The organism is Paenibacillus baimaensis, from assembly GCF_025567575.1.
Window position 1 is genome coordinate 275,181 of the sequence record NZ_JAOQIO010000084.1, and the last position, 24,120, is coordinate 299,300.

General features: G+C 44.7%; 22 protein-coding genes. 20 read left to right on the top strand and 2 right to left on the bottom strand.

Translation table 11 applies throughout. From position 1 onward, the window contains the following. Positions 1 to 2 precede the first annotated feature (2 nt). The 6 genes from OB236_RS20400 to OB236_RS20425 all read left to right on the top strand — a co-directional run bounded on the left by OB236_RS20400 (position 3) and on the right by OB236_RS20425 (position 5,856). Positions 3 to 881 carry a carbohydrate ABC transporter permease gene (locus tag OB236_RS20400; RefSeq protein ID WP_076228959.1) on the top strand — a complete coding sequence of 293 codons (879 nt, stop codon included), beginning with the start codon at positions 3 to 5 and terminating at the stop codon, positions 879 to 881. A gap of 24 nt (positions 882 to 905) precedes the next feature. Beyond that, positions 906 to 1,736, top strand: a complete 831-nt coding sequence (locus OB236_RS20405) for a carbohydrate ABC transporter permease (RefSeq protein ID WP_076228960.1) — start codon at positions 906 to 908, stop codon at positions 1,734 to 1,736. Between the two features lie 49 nt (positions 1,737 to 1,785). Next, positions 1,786 to 3,090 carry an ABC transporter substrate-binding protein gene (locus OB236_RS20410; protein WP_262685652.1) on the top strand — a complete coding sequence of 435 codons (1,305 nt, stop codon included), beginning with the start codon at positions 1,786 to 1,788 and terminating at the stop codon, positions 3,088 to 3,090. A gap of 128 nt (positions 3,091 to 3,218) precedes the next feature. Further along, the gene (locus OB236_RS20415; RefSeq protein WP_262685653.1) at positions 3,219 to 3,986 is read left to right on the top strand and encodes a glycerophosphodiester phosphodiesterase family protein; all 768 of its coding nucleotides are present in this window, start codon (positions 3,219 to 3,221) and stop codon (positions 3,984 to 3,986) included. A gap of 23 nt (positions 3,987 to 4,009) precedes the next feature. Then, entirely contained in the window at positions 4,010 to 5,053 is a 1,044-nt protein-coding gene (locus OB236_RS20420; RefSeq protein ID WP_262685654.1) for a galactitol-1-phosphate 5-dehydrogenase, read from the top strand. 98 nt (positions 5,054 to 5,151) lie between these two features. After that, positions 5,152 to 5,856, top strand: coding sequence for an MgtC/SapB family protein (locus OB236_RS20425; protein ID WP_262685922.1), 705 nt, complete (start codon positions 5,152 to 5,154; stop codon positions 5,854 to 5,856). Here the strand turns inward: OB236_RS20425 and OB236_RS20430 are convergent. Further along, positions 5,853 to 6,665, bottom strand: a complete 813-nt coding sequence (locus OB236_RS20430) for a helix-turn-helix domain-containing protein (RefSeq protein WP_262685655.1) — start codon at positions 6,663 to 6,665, stop codon at positions 5,853 to 5,855. The genes OB236_RS20425 and OB236_RS20430 overlap by 4 nt on opposite strands. A 220-nt stretch (positions 6,666 to 6,885) precedes the next feature. On the opposite strand from OB236_RS20430, the gene OB236_RS20435 reads away from it, so the two are divergent. The 10 genes from OB236_RS20435 (at position 6,886) to OB236_RS20480 (ending at position 16,966) form a co-directional block, all read left to right on the top strand. After that, positions 6,886 to 7,695 (top strand): phytanoyl-CoA dioxygenase family protein, encoded by an 810-nt coding sequence (locus OB236_RS20435; protein WP_262685656.1) that lies wholly within the window; start codon positions 6,886 to 6,888, stop codon positions 7,693 to 7,695. Between the two features lie 135 nt (positions 7,696 to 7,830). After that, the gene (locus OB236_RS20440; RefSeq protein ID WP_262685657.1) at positions 7,831 to 8,526 is read left to right on the top strand and encodes an SDR family oxidoreductase; all 696 of its coding nucleotides are present in this window, start codon (positions 7,831 to 7,833) and stop codon (positions 8,524 to 8,526) included. A gap of 224 nt (positions 8,527 to 8,750) precedes the next feature. After that, a complete protein-coding gene (gene trxB, locus OB236_RS20445; protein ID WP_262685658.1) occupies positions 8,751 to 9,713 on the top strand; it encodes a thioredoxin-disulfide reductase in 963 nt (320 codons plus the stop codon). Positions 9,714 to 9,886: 173 nt separating this feature from the next. Beyond that, a complete protein-coding gene (locus OB236_RS20450; protein WP_408638505.1) occupies positions 9,887 to 10,687 on the top strand; it encodes a polysaccharide deacetylase family protein in 801 nt (266 codons plus the stop codon). A 51-nt stretch (positions 10,688 to 10,738) separates the two neighbouring features. After that, entirely contained in the window at positions 10,739 to 11,947 is a 1,209-nt protein-coding gene (locus OB236_RS20455) for a multidrug effflux MFS transporter (RefSeq protein ID WP_262685660.1), read from the top strand. A gap of 358 nt (positions 11,948 to 12,305) precedes the next feature. Further along, positions 12,306 to 13,199: a peptidylprolyl isomerase gene (locus OB236_RS20460; RefSeq protein ID WP_262685661.1), complete on the top strand. Its 894-nt coding sequence runs from the start codon at positions 12,306 to 12,308 to the stop codon at positions 13,197 to 13,199. Between the two features lie 254 nt (positions 13,200 to 13,453). Next, a complete protein-coding gene (locus OB236_RS20465) occupies positions 13,454 to 13,657 on the top strand; it encodes a hypothetical protein (protein WP_076228970.1) in 204 nt (67 codons plus the stop codon). A gap of 176 nt (positions 13,658 to 13,833) precedes the next feature. After that, positions 13,834 to 14,115, top strand: coding sequence for a YkgJ family cysteine cluster protein (locus tag OB236_RS39940; RefSeq protein WP_332843758.1), 282 nt, complete (start codon positions 13,834 to 13,836; stop codon positions 14,113 to 14,115). Positions 14,116 to 14,165: 50 nt separating this feature from the next. Next, positions 14,166 to 15,788 (top strand): ankyrin repeat domain-containing protein, encoded by a 1,623-nt coding sequence (locus OB236_RS20475; RefSeq protein ID WP_262685663.1) that lies wholly within the window; start codon positions 14,166 to 14,168, stop codon positions 15,786 to 15,788. 26 nt (positions 15,789 to 15,814) lie between these two features. Next, entirely contained in the window at positions 15,815 to 16,966 is a 1,152-nt protein-coding gene (locus OB236_RS20480) for a serine hydrolase domain-containing protein (protein ID WP_262685664.1), read from the top strand. A 15-nt stretch (positions 16,967 to 16,981) separates the two neighbouring features. On the opposite strand, the gene OB236_RS20485 is transcribed toward OB236_RS20480, so the two are convergent. Then, positions 16,982 to 18,739 carry a sulfatase-like hydrolase/transferase gene (locus tag OB236_RS20485; protein ID WP_408638498.1) on the bottom strand — a complete coding sequence of 586 codons (1,758 nt, stop codon included), beginning with the start codon at positions 18,737 to 18,739 and terminating at the stop codon, positions 16,982 to 16,984. Between the two features lie 115 nt (positions 18,740 to 18,854). On the opposite strand from OB236_RS20485, the gene OB236_RS20490 reads away from it, so the two are divergent. The 4 genes from OB236_RS20490 (at position 18,855) to OB236_RS20505 (ending at position 24,104) form a co-directional block, all read left to right on the top strand. Further along, a complete protein-coding gene (locus OB236_RS20490; RefSeq protein WP_262685666.1) occupies positions 18,855 to 20,396 on the top strand; it encodes a response regulator in 1,542 nt (513 codons plus the stop codon). Further along, positions 20,393 to 22,111 carry a sensor histidine kinase gene (locus tag OB236_RS20495; RefSeq protein WP_262685667.1) on the top strand — a complete coding sequence of 573 codons (1,719 nt, stop codon included), beginning with the start codon at positions 20,393 to 20,395 and terminating at the stop codon, positions 22,109 to 22,111. The genes OB236_RS20490 and OB236_RS20495 overlap by 4 nt, the downstream gene beginning before the upstream one ends. A 214-nt stretch (positions 22,112 to 22,325) precedes the next feature. Beyond that, positions 22,326 to 23,186, top strand: coding sequence for an ABC transporter permease (locus OB236_RS20500; RefSeq protein WP_083689074.1), 861 nt, complete (start codon positions 22,326 to 22,328; stop codon positions 23,184 to 23,186). 30 nt (positions 23,187 to 23,216) lie between these two features. Continuing rightward, the gene (locus OB236_RS20505; protein WP_076228977.1) at positions 23,217 to 24,104 is read left to right on the top strand and encodes a carbohydrate ABC transporter permease; all 888 of its coding nucleotides are present in this window, start codon (positions 23,217 to 23,219) and stop codon (positions 24,102 to 24,104) included. Positions 24,105 to 24,120 lie beyond the last annotated feature (16 nt).

Below are 24,120 nucleotides of genomic sequence, written 5' to 3' on the forward strand. Positions count from 1 at the left end.
GTATGGATAAAAAATTATTATGGAAGTGGATCCGTTCTTATCTCATGGTGTTACCCGCCATGATAGGCATTTTTACCTTCGTCATTTACCCGATGCTTTATTTGATTTATTTAAGTCTTTTTAAATATAACCTAATGAATAAAGCCAAAAGCACATTCATTGGATTAGACAATTACAAAGAGGTTTTTATGCGTGAAGATTTTTACAAATCGCTGGGGAATACGGTTGTTTACACCGTTGGCGCTGTTGTGTTGACGATGGTTATATCTCTGCTTATTGCATTGTGGCTTAGCAAAAGCAGCAAGTTCAATAGTATTGTGCAGGCTGGCTTATTCACGCCGCATATCATCTCCATTGTGTCTATTGCACTCGTGTGGCTGTGGCTTATGGAGCCTAACCTGGGTTTTCTCAACTTTGTTTTAAAGGCTCTGGGTCTACCGCCCTCTCAATGGCTGCAGAGCTCTAAAACGGCATTGATATCCGTAATTATTGTATCTGTTTGGCACAGCGTAGGTTATTATACCTTGATTATAGTAGCTGCTCTCCAAAGCATACCGCCAAGCATCTATGAAGCAGCCGAATTGGATAATGCGAAAAAGTTTAAGGTGTTTTACAAAATAACGTTACCCTTAATTTCACCGCAGCTGTTTTTCATCTTAATCATTATGACGATTGGTTCCTTTAAGGTGTTTGATACGGTCCGAATCATGACAGGTGGAGGCCCTAACAACGCAACCAGTACATTGGTTTATTACATTTATGGCTTTAGAACGACGAATATTGGCTTCTCCTCGGCAACGGGTGTTGTTTTGATGGCTATTATTGGAATTCTTACGTTTATCTACTTCAGTTTGCTTTCTAAAAAGGTTCATTATCAATAAAAGAGAAAGGGAGTTCGACCCTTCATGCCATTTGAACTCAAGCACCTATGGACGACATTAAGTACCGTACTTAAAATAGCAGTTCTTATGATTTTTGTTTTTCCATTTTTGTGGATGATCTCCACGTCGCTGCAGACCTTTCAGGAAACCTTGACGATACCTCCTACCATGATTCCGGCAGTACCTCAGTGGAATAATTTTGTGACTGCCATGAGCTCGGGTCCTTTCATGACCTATGCCAAAAACTCGATCGTTGTGACGCTTTCCGTCATTGTGTTGCAATTTGCTGTGATGATCCCGGCTGCTTATGCTTTTGCCAAATATTCTTTTCCAGGAAAACAATTTTTGTTTGCTATGGTACTCCTGGCCTTCATGATTCCTGGTCAAGTCACCTTCATCCCGGTCTATCTGATGCTGGCTGATTGGGGAATGATCAAAACCTTATTGCCGCAAATTATTCCTTTCATGTCCAACGCATTTGGCATTTTCCTTTTACGCCAATATTTTATGCAAATTCCAGAAGAAATTATTGAATCGGCCAAATTGGACAATGCCAGCGAACTCAAGATTATTTGGAAAATCATGACACCGATGTCCATGCCAGCATTGGCAACAATTGCACTATTCAGCTTTGTGAGTCATTGGAATGATTATTTCTGGCCGCTCGTGATGACGGATTCGTCCCCGGTTCGTCCGTTGACGCTCGGAATCGCCATGCTTCGAGAAACGGAAGGGATCAGTAACTGGCATATTATTATGGCGGGTAACGTTGTCCTGGTGGTCCCTATTCTGCTCGTTTACCTGATTTGTTCCAAACAGATTGTCAAGGCATTTGTTTATTCAGGGATTAAGTAATCGTATAATCCCTTCCGAATAATAGTTAAAAAAAGGGAGGAAGAAAAAAATGAAAAAAAATATGTCAATGATTATGGCATCAACTATGCTGCTTGGTGCACTTGCAGGCTGCAGCTCATCACCTCAAGCAACGGAAACGGGTGGAGCTACTGGAACCGCTGCAGCACCGGCAAAGACGGGCAAGACCACGATTCAATATTGGCATTCCATGGGAGGGAAAAACGGTGAATATACAGATGCACTCATTAAACGTTTTAACGAATCCCATCCCGATATCGAGGTTGTTGGGACTTTCCAGGGAGGTTATGAAGAAGTAGTTACCAAGCTTCAGCAGGCAGCTGCAGCGAATACGGCACCTGATGTAAGCATGCTGGAGCGTTCTTTTGTACAGTTGTTTGCAGATGCAGACGTTTTGGAAGACCTTACACCGTATTTAAAGAAATCCGGATTAAGCGTTGATGATTTTGTTCCCGGTCTTATGGGCCATTCTACCTTCAATAAAAAGTTGGTAACACTGCCATTAAACCGTTCCACTCCGATCATGCATGTTAACAAGACGATGCTGGATGAGAAAGGGCTCAAGGTGCCGACAACCTGGGACGAAATGAAAACGGTAGCCAATGCGCTAGTCATTAAAGAAAATGGCGCTTACAAACGTCAAGGTCTATCCATGCCGTTTGATGATTGGTATCTCATTGCGATGATGACCCAGTCCAAAGGAAGATTTTTTAATGAACAGGGTACCTCGATCGGGTTTTATGATAACGGAGTAGGGCTTAAAGTGTTCAGTTACCTGAAGGACCTTCAGAATACGGGAGCCTTGTTTTATCCGCCGACTCAGGATTCCGGTAATATCGCCAACCAGATGTTTATGGAAGGTAAAGTCGGATTGCTGCTGCAGTCAACAGGAAGTATTGGAGGGTTTGCGCAAAATGTGAAATTCGATTATGTGACCGCCTTCCTGCCTAAAAATGATGTGTTTGCCACACCAACCGGGGGAGCAAACGTTACCATGCTGGCCTCATCCAAAAGCAAAGCGGCTGCTTGGGAATTTATAAACTGGTTGATGACGGATCCTAAGGGTGGACAGCAGTTTGTAATCGATACCGGTTACCTGCCTTTCACGAAGAAAATGGTAGAGTCCAAAGAAATTAAAGAGCTGTATGCAAAAGAACCGAACCGAAAGGTCGCTTACGATCAGCTTCAATATGCAACGGACACGAATAAGCATTTGGCTTGGACACCGGTGGTACAGGAGTTCCGCTCGGCTATGCAGGCGATCATGTATGACAACAAGGATATTCAAACCACATTGACCACATTCAAAAATTCAGCCGAAAAACTGATGAAATAGTAAGCCCAGTTTTTTAGAACCCACAAGGCCTTTCAGGAAAGCAGACAGACCGATGTTGGAATCCACATTCGGTTTTCTGCTTTCTTTGATTCATGAGGATGATTATTCAAGAGAGGGATGCAGCCTATATGTTAGAACGTCTGGAAAATAATTCGTCAATTCAAATTGTTGGACATCGAGGATACAAATCCTCCTATCCAGAGAACACACTTCTTGCTTTCCAGAAGTCACTGGAGATGGGGGTAGATGTGCTTGAGTTTGATCTGCGTTTCTCCAAGGATAAGGTCATCATGGTTATCCACGATGAAACACTGGATCGCACAACCAATGGCTCGGGCAAAGTGAGTGACTATACGATGGCGGAGCTTCAACAACTGGATGCGGGAGGATGGTTCGGTAAACCATTTGAAGGGCTCAAGATACCAACCTTTGAAGAGCTGTGCCAGCTGTTGGCCTCATATCCCGATACTCTGCTAAATGTAGAAATTAAACCAAGCAGTCATGCCAAGGAAATTGCCAATCTAGCTATCGGTATGTTGGAAAAATACGGATATTTATCTCGTAGCATATTTACTTGTTTTGATGCAGAGATCATTACTTATATCTACGATACGTATAGCTTAAAGACACAAGGCTTTCCTGAAGAGCTTATGTCAAACTTCGTTACAGGCAAAGATGGTACCTACTCTAAAATGTGGTCAATAGGTATCAGTTTAAAATTGTTAACTCCTGCATTAGTTAAAGAGTTTCAGGAAATGGGTCTTCTTGTTGGGTGCTGGAGTACGGATAATGAGCAACAGGTTTATTATGCGCTGGGATGCGGTGTTACTTTGCTAACCTGCAACGATCCACAAGCAGCTATGCATGTTCGCCAGCAAATGGGTGGCATTCGGTAGTTAGTCAGAAAGGAAAGATGAAGATGAAAGCTTGGCCTTTGTACGCTATCGGAGACATTCGGTTAGAAAATAGAACGAAACCGCATGCGGGTTCAGGGGAGGTTCTTCTGAAGGTGCGTGCGTGCGGCATTTGCGGCTCCGATATTCCCCGAGTCTACTCGAAGGGAACTTACTCGTTTCCGACGATACCTGGACATGAATTTTCCGGTGAGATCGTAGAAGTAGGCGAAGGTGGGGATGAGTCGCTAGTCGGCCGCGGTGCCGCGGTGTTTCCATTAATGCCCTGCCGGAGCTGCAGCGCATGCGAGATTGGCCAGTTTGCGTTATGCGACAATTACAATTATATGGGCTCGCGATGCGATGGGGCTTTTGCTGAATATATCACAGTACCCTTATGGAACCTGCTGTTAATGCCCGAAGGTGTGTCCTATGAAGAAGCGGCAATGGTAGAGCCAGCAGCTGTAGCCTTGCATGCGCTCCGACAAGCCAGTGTGGACATTGGTGATACGGTGCTCATTTATGGAGCGGGCCCGATTGGTATGATGCTCGCCCTATGGGCTCAGATTTGGGGGGCAGGCCGTATACTGCTCGTCGATATCGATGAAGCGAGGCTGGCATTCGCGCAAGGGCTTGGCATTACGAATACGTGTAACGCTGCCGTCACTGACACAGTAGCCTGGGTACATGAACAAACGGACGGGCGTGGTGCAGACGTAACGATCGAGGGCGCAGGCAGCACGATTTCCTTTGAGAATGCGATGCATACGACACGTCCCTTCGGCAAAGTTATACTTATGGGCAATCCAGCTGGTGATATGAAGCTGACGCAAAAGGGCTATTGGGAGATTCTTCGTAATAATCTTACGGTTATCGGTACCTGGAATTCGTATTATGCGAATTTGCCGGTTAACGAGTGGCAGCTGGTGCTGAACTTTATTGCCTCGGGAAAGCTTCGACTGGATCCTTTAATAACGCATCGTGTGCCCATAGAAGGAATTGGTGATGCCTTGCAGATGATACGGGATCGCAGCGAGTTTTCCGTTAAAGTGATGTATATTCATCAATAACGATTTATTAATAAATTCCGGTCATATAAAAGGAAGTGCAATTCGTGAACAACATTTCACAAATATGGTATATCTCACACGGGGAGCTGCTTCTCCGAATGGTCCTTGCCGCTGTTTTGGGAGGGCTGGTTGGCATGGAGCGGGAATGGAATAACCATGCTGCGGGCTTCCGTACCCACATCTTGGTTTGTCTAGGTGCGGCTACGATTATGCTGCTGTCGATCTATGGATTCAGCCAATTTGTGAACGAAGCCAATGTAAGAATGGATCCTGCCCGTCTTGCTGCTCAGGTCATTAGTGGAGTCGGCTTTTTGGGGGCAGGTGCCATTCTTCGTAATGGCCCAGTCATTAGCGGTCTGACAACGGCTGCTTCCGTTTGGGTAGTTGCTGCAATCGGATTGTGTGTGGGAGCTGGCTTCCTGTACGCAGCTTTTTATGCCACGTTAATGGTATTGGTTAGCCTCTTCCTGTTAAACAAGTGGGAGAAGCATCTGCTTAGAAATCGAAGAAGCAGTGAAGTGTCCATCAGGGCGTTGGATTGCCCTGGGGTTCTTGGTCACATAGCGTCTAAATTCGGAGAGCACGGTATTCAAATTATCAATGTCAAAATGATCTCGGATAAGGAGACCAGCGATTCGGAGGGGAGACCTACCATTCAATTTATTTTCAACCTGAAGGTGCAGGAACAGACCAAGCTGCTCTTGGCCGTTGATCAAATTAATTCCTATGATTTTATTCTCTATTTGGAATCTGGCCGCAGCTTAATGAATCCGCTTGGACAAGCAGCAGAACATGCAAATTAGTTGTCCCCAAGCAGTGAAGGTGCCGATCGTTTGTGCTTCATATATGAACTCGGATTGACGCCATACCATTTGCGAAATTGATTTGTAAAATGGTTGTAGTTCTGAAACCCGACGTCGAAGCAAATCTGGGATGCGCTGCGCTCGGTATGCTCAAACAATAGCGCAGCCTGCTGAACACGCATTCTGTTCAATGTATCGACAATGCTTTGTCCTGTAATTGTTTTGAAGAGGTGGGACAATCGTGAAGCTGATAACCCTACCGCATGGGCCAAGTCGTCTATTCGAATGTGCTCCCTCATCCGCTGAGAAAGCAGAGAGAGCGTTTCTTCGATCCGGGCATCCATAACGTGGCTTTTCTTTTGAGCCAGCAGCATAATAATCTCACGAAGTGCATTGCAGCACAATTCATTCCAATATTCCCCACGCTCTCTGGAATCCGAAATCACTCTGGTGAAGGCATGGCGGATGCGTTGTCGGGCTGACTCATTTTCTATGGACTGCATAATCAAATTATCGTTGGGCAGCAGGCTCGTTTCAATAAGACTGGAGGGAAAGTGGGCCCATACAAATTGCCATGTATATCCGCGTCGTGTGCCGTATTGATGAGGGATACCCGGCTTGAGCAAGGTCACATCTCCGAATTGGCAGTTTAACTCATGTCCCGGCACTTTAAAATAGCCTTCACCCTCCAGCGTGAATGTGATTAACCAATCATTCCTGCCATTCGGCCTGTTGATGAAGTAGGTTTCGGTTTCCTGAAAATGTCCGGCGATAACCGTATCGTAGGTATAGCTTTTATATTTGCTCATTGGTCCAGATTCCATGGATACCCTGCTTTCGATTGAGATATAGAAACAGTTTGGCTTATGATAGAGGATTAATTTCTGATTAACAGCATATAACAAATCCATTCATTTCGCTACTTATATAGCAGGATTATATGAATATATAGCATCATTGTTACTGTTCGCTGGAGTGTAATTCGCTTACGATAAGCTTATACAAATACAGCTTATAGGAGGAAAGGCAATGGATCGACAATTGCACAGATTAACACAGGAGCAGAAGCATCATTTTGAAACGGAAGGGTATCTCGTCGTAAAAGGATTATTTGGACCGAACCAGCTGGCAGAGATCGACAGCACCTTTGAAGAGATCAGCTATCAAACGATTTCCGGTTTTTTTGAACCCGATCTGAATGAGGGTTCAACAGATCCGCTGAAACGATATCCACGGGTTATGCACCCCCACCGATTTAACGAGACAGCTAAAAGATATATGCTGCATCAGCCGGTACTGGAGGTTCTGACCGACTTATATGAGGAGGAGCCGCTCGCCGCTCAGAGCATGTTTTATTATAAGCCGCCTGGATCGCGTGGGCAGGCTTTGCATCAGGATAACTTTTATTTAAAAGTCGATCCCGGAAACTGTATTGCGGCCTGGACCGCCATTGATGCAGCGGATGAGGATAATGGTGGCCTGCTGATTGTACCGAAGACGAACCAGCACGAGATTGTATGTCCGGATCTGGCCGACGAGAACGAATCGTTCACAACTCATTATGTGAAGCCGCCCAAGGATCAGAAAGCCATTCCAGTGCTTATGGACAGAGGCGATGTACTGTTTTTTAATGGAAATCTGATTCATGGTTCATACCGGAACAAAACGAAGGATCGCTTCCGCAGAGCTTTTATATGCCATTATGCGAATCAGTCGGCAACCAGCATTAGCAGCCACTACCACCCTTTGTTCCGGCAGGACGGAACGATGGTGGAGCTGGAGGCTAATCCCGATGGGGGACCGTGCGGAATCGAGCACCAAAATGTGTATCCCCATTAATGTTGTGCCGATGCCCAAATAGTGGCCTTCTCATTTGGTTTGCCTTCTATATGAAGCGCGATCTATTTTTGTTATATTTGAATGTACAGAGATAGCGCAATTACGCTCATATGAGGAATAGAAGGAGAGGCCAGCATGAATCTTGAAAATCAACGTGTAGTGATTATAGGTGGAAGCACTGGTATTGGATTAGCCACAGCTCAGGAGGCGGTTCTACAAGGAGCTCGTGTAATCATCGCTGGGCGCTCCTTGGACAAACTGAAGAAAGCTAAAGCAACCATAAATAGTGAATTACTGGAGATCCGGCAAATGGATAATCAGAGTGAAGATTCGATCAAGGCATTTTTTCAGGAGATTGGTCAGTTTGAGCATCTGTTTACGCCTGGGGCATCTTACGTGCTCGGTCCAATAACAGCAACTACGGATGTAGCCGAAAGCTGCTTCAAAGCTAAGTTCTGGCCGCAATATTTTGCTGCCAAATATGCAGTTCCCCATATTTCACAGAATGGATCTATCGTGCTGATGTCGGGAGCGGCGAGCCAAAGACCTATACCTGGCGCAGCTTCTTATGCCGCTTGTAATGGAGCCATCGAGAGTCTGGGTAAAGCGTTGGCTGTTGAACTGGCTCCTGTTCGGGTCAACGTGGTTTCTCCAGGTACGATCCGAACTGAGAAAGAACGGACAGAAGCGTACGAGGCTTATCAAGGCATGTGCCTGCTGAAGCGGGTAGGGAGTGTTGAAGAAGTCGCACATGCTGTTATTTACTTGATGACGAACCGATATACGACAGGAAGCACGCTGTTCCCTGATGGCGGCTACGTATTAAGCTAATTTTATCCAATATTTCACAAGCATCCGTTAACTCCTTTAATAAGGGAAAGCGGGTGCTTTTTTCGATATTTTAAAAAGGCCATCTTCATCTTTCCCCTTATTTCATCGGATCTTCATGCGAATTTCACGATACCTTCATGAGGCAGGATTTGGATTCTGGTAATATAGACATATCGAAGAACAACCCAATCCAAACATAATCGTAAAATAAAGGGGAGCTTACCATGAGTACATCCGTATATAAATCAGTCATTATAGGAACAGGTCCAGCAGGACTAACAGCAGCTATTTATTTGGCCAGAGCTAATCTGGAGCCATTGATTATTGAAGGTCCAGAGCCGGGTGGTCAACTAACCACGACAACAGAGGTCGAGAATTTCCCCGGGTTTCCCGATGGGATTATGGGACCCGAGTTGATGGACAATATGCGTAAGCAAGCGGAACGATTCGGTGCTGAGTTTCAGACAGGCTGGGTTAACAAAATTGATTTTTCCAACCGCCCATTTCGCATTTCCATTGAAGGCCGGGAAGATATTGTGGCGGAGACGATCATCGTCTCCACAGGCGCTTCAGCCAAATATTTGGGCATTGAGGGTGAAAGAGAAAATGTTGGCCGCGGTGTAAGCACCTGCGCAACTTGTGACGGATTCTTTTTCCGCAACAAAAAGATTATCGTAGTCGGCGGCGGTGATTCAGCTATGGAAGAAGCCAACTTTTTAACTCGCTTTGCATCCGAGGTAGTTGTGGTCAATCGCCGCAGTGAGCTTCGCGCATCCAAAATTATGCAGGACCGAGCACGCCAAAATCCGAAAATCAGCTGGGGCTTGAACAAAACCCCGCTTGAGGTACTTACTAATGATCGAGGTGTTACCGGCTTAAAAGTTAAGAACAATAGCACGAATGAGGAAGAGGTTATTGAAACAGATGGCATCTTTATCGCTATCGGTCATACGCCTAACACCAAATTTCTAGATAATCAGCTGCAAACCGATGAGCAAGGTTACCTGCTGGTTAATCCAGGTACAACTGAAACGAATATCCCTGGCGTATTCGCCTGCGGAGACGTTCAGGATCATCGTTATCGCCAAGCGATCAGCGCGGCAGGAACCGGCTGCATGGCGGCACTGGATTGCGAACGTTTCCTGGAAGCTGCCGAGAGTGAGCATTTGCAAACAGCTGTTCGTTAATCAATCATAAGAGGAGGGGCATAAGCCTCTCTTTTTTTACTGGGAAATTTCGTTGGGTCCCTTCCACGTTTACATATAAACCATTCGTCTCATATTGTCATCCCTGAATTGATAAGGTAGGATAGACATGATCATTCAGCTATTCGATACCACAAGTGAAGAGGGATGTTATGATGAAAGTTCGTTTCGACCGCTTTCCAGGCGGCACAATGAAGGCGGTCACGTTAAGCTATGATGATGGGCGAATCCATGATCGCAGGCTGGTGGACATTATGAACCGCCATGGCCTCAAAGGAACGTTTCATTTGAATTCGGGCAAGCTCGGTCAGGACTCGTATATTACAGCGGAAGAAACGGCAGCGCTGTTTGCAGGGCATGAAGTATCGGCTCATACCGTGAATCATCCGCATCTGGAACTGATTCCACCGGAGCGAATCGTAATGGAGCTTGTAGAAGACCGTCAGGCGCTCGAAGAGCTGGTAGGTTATCCGGTTCGGGGCATGTCATACCCGTTTGGCACCTGGAGTGATCAGGTTGTTACTATGCTTCCTTCATTAGGCATTGAATATGCGCGTACGGTTCAGAGTCATGGCGAATTTATGATGCCGGATAATTGGCTGCTCTGGTCGCCGACCTGCCATCACAAGTCGATGCTGGAGTATGGTGAGAAGTTTCTCGCGCATCAGCCCAAATATTCTAGGCAGTCACTACTGTATGTGTGGGGTCACAGCTATGAATTCGAGAATGATAATAACTGGGAAAGGATGGAGCAGTTCGGTCAGCTCATCGGAAATCAGCCGGACATCTGGAATGCAACGAATGCGGAGATTGTGGCTTACATGACAGCGTCAAGGCAGCTCCGCTTTTCGGTATCGGGCACGATTGTACATAACCCAACGGCATTATCCATATGGGTTGGTGTAGATGGTGAGTCGGTAGAGATTGCAGCCGGAGCGACTGTGAAGCTGGCGTAACCAATAGCAATCTGCAATAAACTTAGGGTGGATAACAAGGAGAATCATACGATGAATATAGAGAAAAAGAAACGAAATCAACTGCGTTTTGCATTACTATTGGGTACATTTTCAGCTCTGGGGCCTTTTACCATAGATATGTATTTACCTTCATTTCCTGAAATCGTAGCACAATTCGGTACAACAGCTTCACTGGTGCAGCTTAGCTTAACGGCATGTCTGTTAGGACTCGGTCTGGGACAATTGGTGATGGGAACTTTAAGCGATGTACATGGAAGACGCAAGCCGCTGCTGATTTGTATGATCTTATATTTGGCAGCTTCGTTCACCTGTGCCCTCGCACCGAACATTGAATTTTTTATCGTCGTCCGGTTTCTTCAAGGCTTTGCTGCATCTGCAGGTATCGTTATTTCGAGAGCCATTGTTCGCGACGTCTATAACGGCCATGAGTTAACAAAGTTTTTTTCCTTGCTCATGCTGGTAAGCAATTTGGCTCCGCTCGTTGCACCTGTGGTAGGAAGTGGCATCATTTCCTTTACAACATGGGTTGGCGTATTTGTTGTATTGGGCTTAATCGGCATTTTCTTGAGCATCATGACTACCTGGAAGCTGGATGAAACCTTACCTGTGGAGCAGCGTGTTCCCAGTAACTTTATGCAAGTATTAAGAAATTTTAAATCGCTGTTAAAAGACCCTCAGTTCGCCGGCTACGCGCTCGCACAAGGTATTATGATAGCCGGAGTATTTGCTTATGTCTCAGGGACGCCATTTATTTACCAAAATATTTATGGGGCGTCACCGCAGCTGTTTGCGATTTTATTCGGCTCGAATGGCATCAGTTTAATCATCGGCTCTCAAATCGTGGGCAGGCTGACCCACAGGGTCTCAGAACGCAGCTTCCTGCTGACAGGACTGCTGTTAGCGGGATGCTCCAGCGCGGCCGTATTACTTGCAGCCCTTGTTCATGGTCCGTTATGGGCACTTGTTATCCCACTTTTTTTCTTTGTAGCTTCGATCGGGATGACGGCAACAGCATCATTTTCATTGGCCATGGAGCATCAAAGCCATGTCGCGGGCAGCGCGGCGGCACTGCTTGGGTTAATTCCCTTTATCTTGGGTGCGGTGGTTTCCCCTCTTGTCGGAATCGCAGGTGAGCATACGGCCGTTCCCTTGGGCGTAATTATCCTCTCTACGAGTGTAATTGCTTTACTTGCTTATCTCGGTCTCGTAAGAAGGCCAAGGAAAGAGCGCGCTGCGTAAAGAGACTTCAGTTGTTGGTTATAACTTAAGGAATCATCGTCGGCCGCGGCAGACGTATAAAGCATCGTTAAAGGAGAACTATTATCCTTTGCGGTGCTTTTTGTTATGTCTCCAGTTTGGAAGATTGGTTTATTCTGTATTCAGGAATCATTCAGTTAACGGTCAGCTCCTATTCAGGTGGACGATTTATAATTCATAGCGTAACGGAGATAAGCATCCATCAAGGAGGTGTATTCATGTTAAGAGCCTATAGTTCCCAATACTCGCTACCACTGCGTTCTCTCATAATGATCACCTTATTGATCGTCATATATAACCTCATCTAAGAAGAAACTCAACCAGAGAAAGGAAGTTCACTATGATAACCAAAAAAACGAACTATAAATGGATCACCTCAACTTTATTATTGTTAATCGTCCTTGTCACCTATATGCTTCTATATCCTCCGGTAAGTAAAGGGCAAGAATCGGTTGCAAAAGTAAATGGAGTTTCCATAGCCAAGGAACAGCTGTATAATGCAGTGTTGGCTTCGAGTGGCGAAAAAACGCTGCAAAATTTAATCGATCAGGAATTGATTCAGCAGGAAGCTCAAAAGGCAGGTGTTCAGGTGCAGCAGACGGATATCGACAGCGCACTTGAATCAACCAAAGGACAATTTGCTTCTGAAGACGAATTTAATCAGGCGTTGGTCACTTACGGAATGACATCCGATCAGCTAAAGCAAAGTATACAAACAGAGCTGCTGATTGAAAAGATTTTGGAGCCAGAAATAACAGTTACCGATGATGAAATTAATCAATACTACACAGCCAATCTGGAAACATTAAAAACACCGGAGCAAGTGAAAGCTTCGCATATCCTGGTTGCCACTAAAGAAGAGGCCGATGCCATTGAGCAGCAATTGAAGAATGGTGAGGACTTTGGCACCATCGCTCAGGATAAATCACTGGACACAGCGACCAAAAGCAAAGGCGGAGATTTGAATTACTTTGCTAAAGGCGAGATGGAGGAACCATTTGAAGCAGCAGCTTTCAAGCTTGAGACCGGAGCCATCAGTGACGTTGTTCAGACAACAAACGGCTATCACATTATTAAAGTGACCGATCATAAACAGGCAACTACACCAACCTTGGATGAGAAGAAGGAAGAAATTCATACGACGTTGTTGAAGCAAAAGGTTTCAGATAAAGCTTCGAGCTGGCTTGAGGAAAAGAAAGCGGGAGCTTCAATCGAGAACTATTTGACCAGTTAACCATCAGTAAAAGTTAGCACGATCAAGTATTCCTTAGGCGGTAACCAGGCTCCTTTTACAAGGAAACCTCGGTTGCCGTCTTTTTGGGTTTGAGTCCAAGCAGCAGGCTTGCTACATTTGAAAGGACAACCCGTGCAGAGCTATAATGTGGAGACATCAAATTTGGATAAAAGGATTAATTACATGAGAGCCCACTTAAACAGACCATTAAAGGAGAACTATATATATGTGGTTCATTTCGAGGAGGAGGACATATGATAACCAACACGAGCACCTTGACAGAGATGAAACTCAACAATGAACAAGAAGCTTTGATGATTCAGACAATGAAAGTAGAACATACGAAGCTATGTAACCAAATGGCTCAACTGGATGAACTGCTGCTGCGACTAGAGAATAAAATTAATAGACTTGACGATTGTATGAATTTCACGCCCAGTATTCAAGCATCAGCATAAAAAGGCCCTCAACTCCATGATCTTTTCGGCATCGAATAACCAGTTTCGAGAGAAGAGAGGATATGGAATGAGGGTCTTTTTGTCTATCATACGGTCTTGTTCAGAAATAATAGTTGGCTTTATCGTGGGGTTCTCTATGGGTTGCGATATGTTATAATAAGTAAAAATGGAAAAGAGTGGGGGCTAGGTTTTTGGAATGCCGATTGGGTTGTGCGGCCTGCTGCATAGTCATTTCAATTTCTTCCTCAATCCCTGGAATGCCTAATGGAAAGCCGGCAGGAGTCCGATGTATACAGCTTTCCGATCAAAATACATGCAAATTATTCGGTTCATCCGAACGCCCGGCTGTGTGCAGCAGTCTACAACCTTCCGTAGATATGTGTGGGTTATCCAACATAGAGGCTTTCCATATTTTATCGGAACTCGAGCAAGCAACTACTCCAGCATCAATAAAATAGACATAGATCAGATATTGCTGGTAGCATACTGTGAATGAGGGGGATTTCTGTTGTTAGGTCAGTCTGTCAAACGGTTTGTGGCAGCCTTCGTATTTGTATTTTTGCTTGCTGCTTGTGAGGCGAAGCCGATTGATAGCAACGAAATTGGTAAGGAGACTCCAAATCTAGTCAATACACAAAGCACAACTGCGGATGTTGGAATCACATCTGCTGCCACATTCAATCCAAGCACAACTGAAGATCCATCTGGTAACCATTACAAAGTCACGCTTGATGGTAAAACATTTGATGCCGTGGCGGTTGTTCATGGAACTGAAGGTTATAAACGTAACTATTCCATAACACTCTCTAACGGTGAGAGGCTTGAAGAAGCTGTTGATGGTATAGATGGTTCATTTGTACAGCTTACGTCACAAGGGAAGCATGCATTGCTTCTGCACAATATAAGTGGCGGCTCTGGAGGGGACTCTTTTCTATCTACGCTTGTTCGAATCGATGGGAAACTGTCAATGAAGCACGTAGATTTTAGCACAATAACCCCCAAATCGCTCACTCATCAAAATGCGCCTTCTGGATTGCTGGTAACTATATCCGATCATAAGTTGGAAGATATTGATTTGAATCCATTCAGCGGAGCAGATATTTCGGGAAGCTCGCTTATTAGGAATTATAAGTCAATTTATCACTCGGGACTTTTTGGAGAGGCACAGTATGAATATAATTTTACTAGCAATACCTTTCAATTTGTAAAAATCATCTCTTACACCTATGAAGATCCATTAGATAGACCAGTCTGTAAAGGTATCCAGTTAACAGATCAAGGCTACAGCATAACGGATCGTAATGTGGCCTACAACATTTTGATGGCTGTTGGAAATGATCGTAAGGATATTGTTAACAAGTTTACCCAATGCGGACAATCGCCCGATTTTGCAGCTACGGCTGGCGATCTTACCCCGCTGATCACGGCAATCCGGTCTGGTAATTTATCCATGGTGAAAGAATTGATACTGATCGGCGCGAACCCTTTGTTACGAAAAAATGAGTATACCCCATACATTGTCGCAGTCTACTTGAATGCTAATGATGATCGTAAACGGTTTACGGATATTGCAAACTTTATGAGAAAATATGCAACCTCTTATGATATGGCTGCTTTACAATTATTTTCTCTGCCTAAAGTCGAGGAAGTGTCTCGGTTAGTTAAAGCAGCTAACGTGAACATAAATTTATCTGCTTTTGATGGTTTTAATGGAACGCCTCTTGGATTTGCATTAGCAAAAGGTACGACAGAACTGGTAAGAGCCTTGCTCGAGAATGGTGCTGATCCCAAACTCAGATTTGGTTCAGAGGCAGGAGGATATACACCGATTGTCTACGCTATACAAAATAAAAAATTTGATGCAGCCCAGTATCTAATCCGCTCCGGTGTTGACATTAATGGTTTATACAGTTACTCGTATGTTACACATAGTTTATTGGGAAAAACACTTATAGAATGCGATGCTGCAGGCACTTCATTTTTAGCTGCCAACGGTGCGAAATTGGTTTCTTATTATGCCTCCATAGATGGGGACAAGCTTCCAGTTACGGATGCTGTCAAGTTGGTGAACAGATGTGAGAATAGTGCGGATTTACTAAAGATTCTGGGAAATAATTACACTACTAATTGAATGCCAATTCGAAAGGGGCTAATGAAATGGAACGTTTACAACGCTTGACGCCTTTGCTGAAGAGCTTTATGGAAAAAGGACCTGCAGGTTGCGCCATTACAGTTGTCAGAAGTGGAGAGGTATTGTATCAGGAAAGCTTTGGCTATGCAGATTTGGACAAGAACAAGAAGCTCGATTCAGATACGATCTATCGAATTTACTCGATGACCAAAGTGCTGACCTGCGCCGCGGCTCTCATGCTTTACGAAAAAGGAATCTATATGTTAAATGATCCACTGGAGGATTACTTGCCGGAATTTAAAAATATCTCGGTGCACCGCTATAATGATTTCGGGATCAGATCGATATCTCCCGCTTCAGGACCGATACGGATCAAGGATTTGTTCACCATGTCCTCGGGGCTTACCTACGGCGGGGATGGTACGGAAACCGAACGGCTAACGCGCGCCATCATGGAACAAGCCATTGCTACGATGGATATGAGAGCGCTGTCCAAAGCGTTAGCGACGGTTCCTCTGGCTTTTGATCCGGGAACCCATTGGAAGTATGGTACAAGCCACGATGTGCTGGCTGCCTTGATTGAAGTATGGTCCGGTGTTTCTTTCGGAGAGTTTCTACAGAAGGAAATTTTCGAGCCGCTGCAGATGAAGGATACTTCATTTCGGATTCCAGATGACAAAAGAGACCGTCTCAGCATGATGTATAACCGGGCAGAAGACGGTACGCTAACCCCTAATACGGAGCGAGACACCCCCTATCAGCAGGGATGTATTCACGAAAGCGGCGGAAGCGGGCTGCTGTCAACGATAGGTGATTACAGCCGATTTGCGCAGGCATTGGCAAGGGGCGGGGAATTGGATGGGGCGCGGATTCTTGGACGGAAAACCGTACAATTGATGGCAACCAATCATTTGGGACCCCAGCAGCTTAAAGATTTCAATTGGCTGCAGATGAAGGGCTTTGGTTATGGTTTGGGGGTTCGAGTCTTGATCGACCCGGCAGAGGGCGGACTTAACGGTTCGATCGGTGAATTTGGCTGGGCAGGTCTTGCTGGTTCTTGGGTGTTAATCGATCCTAAGGAACAATTATCTGTCGTTTACATGCAGCAGATGCTGCCGAGTCTGGAGCCTTACATTCATAATCGTCTGCGGGCCGTCATTTATGGAGCGTTGGAGTAGAGAAATAGTTTGCAATTACGACTTGGTTTGACTCGGTACCAGTCGCTTTTGTTTCCGCTGCTCATTCAGAAGTTGTGTCATAAACTCCTGAATAGATTTCGTTTCCTCTGTCGCAAAAGTGATATGGGCGAGATTGCGAGTTTCGAGAGGGTCCTCGGATAAATTATACATTTCGTATTCATCTGCGACTGGTTCTGTTTTGATAGAGATGCTGTAAGTCTGGTAGCCACCCTCGGGATGCGGATAGACACTCCCAACAGGAATGAAAGACTCATCCCGGATACCGGGATGGCTCCAAAATTGATCGTTGTCAAAGTAACGGGAAAATTTCCACAATTGCTGCTTATCATTTCTTGTGATACAGGCAATCACGGTTTCGATATGGTTGGGCTGGATAACGGAAGTATAGGGGATACCCAGTGGATTTACTTGATGTGGACCGCGCGTCACATCGTCATCGGTCATAAAGTAAATCGGTTCATCTACACGTTCACACTCAACGCCGAACAGGCAGGACGACAGATCACGCCCGACAAAGGGGTGAACTTCGCTGAATTTTTGGCGCAATCTATTTTGAATGCCTTCCAAATCAACGTCGGCCAATCCAAGCATGGTTGGAATGATATCTAGATGACTTGTCAGTTTATCGAAATGTTCTTCTTGGGCAAATAATTGTTTGTTATGAATGATCAAAGGCACGTGAACAAATTCTTCGTAAGCACAATACCATTTCTGATGAAGATAGCCGTGAGAGCCAAGCAAATCTCCGTGATCCGAAGTGAATATCACAATCGTTTCGTCATAAAATGAGGATTTGGTAAGGGATTCGAAAACCTTGAGCATTTGCTGATCGGCATTCTTTTGCAGCTGGTAGTACAGCTTACTGTAATGAGGCTGGTTGAATATGGGCTGCAACGCCCGTGGATATACATCACGATAGCTTGCCTGGCATTGGGGTTTTGTATGTAAAGACTCGTGAATGGTTGGCGGAGGGCCAGGCTGCGGCATCGGTTCCACTGCGAAATTAAACATAGGATTATGGGCTGTCAATGCTCCATACAACACAATATCGTGAGGGTTCACAAAGGAGGCAACAAGCAGCCAAGGCTCTAGATGCCCGTCGTTGCGTTTTTTGTGATCCAGTGCTTCGATAAGCTCAACCACTTCTGCAGCATAGAACTCATCTCTGCCGCTGACTCCAATTCCAGCTGAAGAAGCGGAATTTCGGGGATTTTTCCCGTGCGGCTCCGGTCCAATCCAACTGGAGAATCCGAAGTCATCTAAAGGATCGGCATGAAGATATAAATCTTCTTTTTGCTTATTGGGTATGCCGGTTATGGGATCATAGCTTAATAGGCCATTGTGAGTGCCAGGAATGATAATATCTTCGTAGGAAACATGCCATTTCCCTTTATAATAGGTTTGGTAGCCTGCCTCTCGGAAATAATGGCCCATTGTTGGGACCGTGTTTCTGTTAAGCCAGAACATATCCGGATCGGAGGCTTCCTTGGCGATTCCATTAGTCTGACTGACACCATGAAGGGACGGATAATGTCCAGTAAATAATGTCGCTCGACTAGGACAGCAGGCAGCACTTCCGATATAATGCCGATTGAACTCAAGTCCGTTCATTCTTAGCAGCTCCTGCGTAACGAGATTGTTTGCACGCCATTCTCTGATGTCACGGTTCTCATATACAGGGGGATACCTCTGCTCATCAACGAGTATAACAAGAAAATTAGGCTTCTGAATGTTCCTGATACGTGTCATCATACACCCCGCCATTATGTCATGTCTAAGTAATATGCGGCAGGCTTTTGTCCTATGAAGATAGATGAATGGAACCTGCACAGAACTATAGTACAAACTGGAAGTAGAAGGTGATTCGATGTATAAGGCTTTGATCGTAGATGATGAAAAAATCGAGCGGGAGGGTGTCAAGTTTTTAATCGAAAAACTAGAGCTGACCCTACAAACTGACGAAGCGGAAAACGGTGTCAAAGCGCTGGAATATTTGCAAACGCATGAGGTAGACATATTGTTCACCGATATCCGTATGCCGTTCATGGACGGGTTAGCGTTGGCCACGAAGGCAAAGATGCTTTATCCCAAGCTTAAGGTCATTATTGTAAGCGCATACGGTGATTTTGAATATGCTAAGCAAGCCATCCACATTCAGGTGGTCCACTATTTGTTGAAGCCTGTAGAAGTATCCGAGTTTCTTGAGGTGGTTACGGAGGTTGTCCGTTTATGTGATGAGGATCGTGAGCAGAGGGCAAGATCGCAGCAGTTGCAGCAAGTGTACGAAATCGGGAATCGATATGTGCAGGAGCAAATGCTGTTTGATTTACTTTATGGAACCCAGTCTGCAGACAAGGTTGGAACTGCACTGAATCATCAAGGCTGGCTAAAGGAGGGTACGACATTTCGGCTCCTTCTTTTGGATACACGGAAGAAATTATTCGATACAGTCGGGGAAGGGTTACAATTGCAATTGACAAGTGCACTCCCATGGGATTGTATGTATTTGAACCTGAATGAGTATCAAAGCGTGCTTTTCGTGCGGTTAGAGGGGACTTGGGACAAGACGCAGCTAGAGCCATACGGAAAGAAGCTTCAGGAGTTTCTCATAGCACATTACGAAGCCGATAGTGTGATCGTATTCAGTGGCTTACTGAACGATCTTCAACTGGTTCCTGCCGAATATCAGGAGATGGAGAAGATATTGGAATGCAAATTTTTCTTGCCTGCATCGGCTGTATTGTTTTCGGAGGTTATGTGTACATCCCTACAGGATGTGCCAGCGGACCTCAACAATATGCTTGAGGAAATATCACGGTATATCAGCTACAGTGAGTCTCATTTGATACTGGACGCGATTGAGAGACTGTTTACAGAGCTGCACTTCAACAACCAATTATCTACCATTTATGTAAAATACATATGTGCCGAAGTTGCCAAAAAATATGTCGATAGCTTCAATCGTGACACGAACATGTCATTTCAATGGTTTGCCGAACAAATATTTAAGTCAGGCAGCCTGATGCAGCTCAAGGATTTAATGATCCAACTGGTTGAAGAGAGGTCGAAGCCAGCAGTCGAGCCTTCCAGAAAGGTGATCGGTGAGGTGCTTAAATGGATTCACCGTGATTATCAAAAGGATATCGGCCTGGATTCCCTGGCGGACAAAGCAGGCTTGTCTCCGAGCTACTTAAGCCATCTGTTCAAGAAAGAAACCGGCTCCAGTCTCATCAAGTACATAACCAGCTATCGGTTGGAAAAAGCAGGTGAGCTGCTTCGGACCACCAATATGAAAATTGCCGATATTACCAATGAGGTGGGTTATACGAGCTTCGCTTACTTTTGTTCCATATTCAAAAATTATTACGGCAAAACCCCCGCCAAATACAGGGAAGGGGATTCCGTATGAGTCGTCCACTGCACATGTTCAGAAATATGCGTTTCAAGCAAAAGCTCATTCTATCTTATCTGATCGTAAGCTTAATTCCGATAGCGCTATTGGGGACTTATTCTTATAACCAGTCCAAGCTGTTTCTTCGTAAGCAGGCCGTCCAAGGCTTACAGGATACGGTAGGTACGATGGCAAGAGGCATGAACGAAAAGACGGTGCAATATGAGCGAACGGTCGACTCCGTTGTAATGAATACAGGACTTCAGCGTATTTTTGGTACCCAATATAAAAGTCTCACGCTGCTTTCCGAAGATTTAAGAAAGTATGTGGACCCTTATTTCAGCATGATCAAGAGCTTGAATAAAGACATGCTGCAGCTCACCGTATATATGCCCGATACGATGCCAGAATATGGCGATTCTATCCTTTCCCTGAACAGACTAAAGGGTAATAGTCTATGGTATAACGCTGCCATGCAGCAAAAGCAGACAGGTTGGTATCATAATAATGACGAACTCGTTGTGTATCGACAATTTCCGACAATACTTTATAACAATATGGAAGGTATTTTGTATTTGAAATTGAACAAGGAACTTTTTTTTGAGTCGCTTTCGTCGGTCTCTTCGGTTGATTCGGCTCGTGACGGACTTTTTATTTCCGATGGACAGCACAATGTCGTCTATTCCAATCACCGTGACGCTGCCATATTTCAACAACAAATCATACAGCTGCCAACACAGCCTGAGAATACAGCCGATATCGAGGGCATTCGATATATTGTAATTAATGTTCCTCTTCATCATTCTGATTGGACGCTTCATTATTATATACCGGAGCAGGACATATCGATGGATGCTACCAGCATTGTCAAGGCAACGGTCATACTCCTTATTGCCTGTATCGCCATATTGTTCGCGCTCATTTGGATATTTTCACACACCATGATCAAACGGATTTATCATTTGAACAAACTGATGAAACAAGTTCAGTACGGAAATATGCAATTGGACATACGCAGCGAGAACAGGGACGAAATCGGTGAATTAACGAATCGCTTCGGCAGCATGCTGTTTCGTATTAATGAACTGGTGACAGAAGTATATCAAAACAAAATTATTCAAAAGGAAGCAGAGTTTAAAGCGCTGCAGGCCCAAATTAATCCTCACTTTTTGTACAATACGTTATCTATCATCAACTGGAAGTCGCTGAAGATTGGCGCAACCGATATTAGCCATGTCGTGACCACGCTATCCCGATTTTACAGAACCTCTCTAAACCGGGGAGAAAGCATGACAACCGTCAGGGATGAGCTGCAGAACACCCAGTCGTTTGTGGAAATCCAATCCGTAATGCACGATCATAGCTTTGATGTGAGCTATCATATCGATGATGAGGTTTATCAATACGATACGGTGAATTTATCGATACAGCCGCTTGTTGAAAATGCGATCATGCATGGGATCGATCAGAAACAAAATGGCAAAGGGCAGCTGATAATCACCGTTCGAGCCCATAAGGAATGGATCGAGTTTGTGGTGGAAGACAATGGACCCGGCATCCCAAAGGAAATACAGGACGATATTTTGATTAAACAATCGAAGGGCTATGGGTTAAAAAATGTGAATGAGCGGATCAAGCTCGTGTTCGGTGAAGAGTATGGCATTACGGTATTCAGTGAATATGGACAAGGGACTGCAATGATCATGACCATTCCCAAATATAGAAAGCAATAAAACGATAATTTTCAAAAAAATCTGATAATTAAAATAAAACGGCGCTGTGCTATATTAATAAACAAGAATGAATGCGCATTCATAACTTATATAACTGGAAAGGAGAGAGATTATTATTGCACGAGTTATAGCAGCCAATCAGAAGTCTGAAACCGTCTCCAGGACGAAAAGTGAGTTCAGAAAGAAATTAAAAAATTATCAGGTTCTCTACTTCATGCTGCTGCCGGGTCTGCTGTACTTTATTATTTTTCATTATGTTCCGATGTACGGTGTTGTCCTCGCTTTCAAAAATTTTAAAATTATGCAGGGCATTATGGCTAGTCCTTGGGTCGGACTTGAGCATTTTTACAAAGTATTCGCCGATCCGAATTTTTATCGAGTCTTGAACAATACCCTTATCATCAGCCTTTATAAAATCGTTTTCGCCTTCCCCATTCCAATTGTTTTCGCCCTTCTGCTAAGCGAAATTACAAGTGAGCGGTTTAAAAAGCTGGTCCAGACGATTTCGTATTTGCCGCATTTTATGTCCTGGGTCATTATGGCAGGTATTTTTATCAGCATTTTTTCATTGAATGGTCCTGTCAATGCCATAATCAAGCTGTTTGGCGCTGATCCGGTATTGTTTATGGCAGATGACCGTTATTTCCGTACGATTCTGATCCTCACGGACATTTACCAAGGTTTCGGCTGGGGCTCGATCGTTTATTTTGCCGCCATCGCCGGGATCGACCCGCAGCTTCAGGAAGCAGCTATCATGGACGGAGCCAACCGGTTTAAAAGAATGATCTATATTACGATACCGATGCTGTTACCCGTTATATCCATCATGCTCATTCTACGGATGGCGCACGTACTGGATGCCGGATTCGATCAAATTTTCAACATGTATAATCCTAAAGTATATGGAGTATCGGACATACTGGATACTTTCGTTTATAGAAAAGGATTGGTGGAAACGAACTACAGCTACGCGACGGCGGTTGGCCTTTTTAAATCTGTTGTTGCTCTTGTGCTCATCGTACTCGTCAATAAAGCAGTGCATATGATGGGAGGAAAGGATCATACCATTTGGTAATTCAGCGTATCTGATGGAGGCATGCAGACTATGATAAAAACGAAAAAAACGTCCGCAGAGAAGATAGGCGAATTCTCGTTGTATTTGCTCATGATCGTGATCACAGTCATCACCTTGTATCCTTTTTGGAACCAAGTGATTACGTCGATCAGTGCGGAAAGCACCTTATACACAACTGGTATGCTTCTTCTCCCAAGCAAGCTTTCCTTTGAAAGCTATCATGTGATTTTTCAATATAAAGCCATATGGACCGGCTATGGAAATACGATATTGCGTACGATCCTCGGCGTTGGTCTCAGTCTGTTCTTCACTGCTCTGTTCGCTTATCCCTTATCCAAAAAGGACCTGCCGTACAATCGTACGATCACCTCGTTCGTCTTGTTCACCATGCTGTTCAGCGGAGGTTTGATTCCCAATTATTTGCTCGTTAAGCAGCTGGGTATCTTTAATTCGGTCTGGGCACTCGTGCTGCCAAGTATGATCAGTGCCTTTAATACATTAATAATGAGAAATTTTTTCAGGTCTATACCGGACAGCCTTGAGGAATCTGCACGTGTGGACGGCGCCGGGTACTTCTTTATTTTTCGTAAAATTATCGTACCACTCTCCAAACCGGTGCTGGCTACCGTGGCCTTGTGGATTGCGGTTAACCATTGGAATGCCTGGTTCGATGCTATGATTTATATTACCGATTCGAAAAAGCAGGTACTGCAGGTTGTGCTCAGAAAAATCATCGTGGACAATAATATGGACCAGCTGAACACGATGCTGTATCAGTTCGATCAGAAGGATATGTTTTCCACGCGCCAGCTGCAGGCTACAGTCATCATGTTCTCGGTCCTGCCCATGCTCGTGATCTATCCTTTTGTGCAAAAGTATTTTGTCAAAGGGATCATGATCGGCGCGGTTAAAGGGTGAATAAGATTCCAGAATA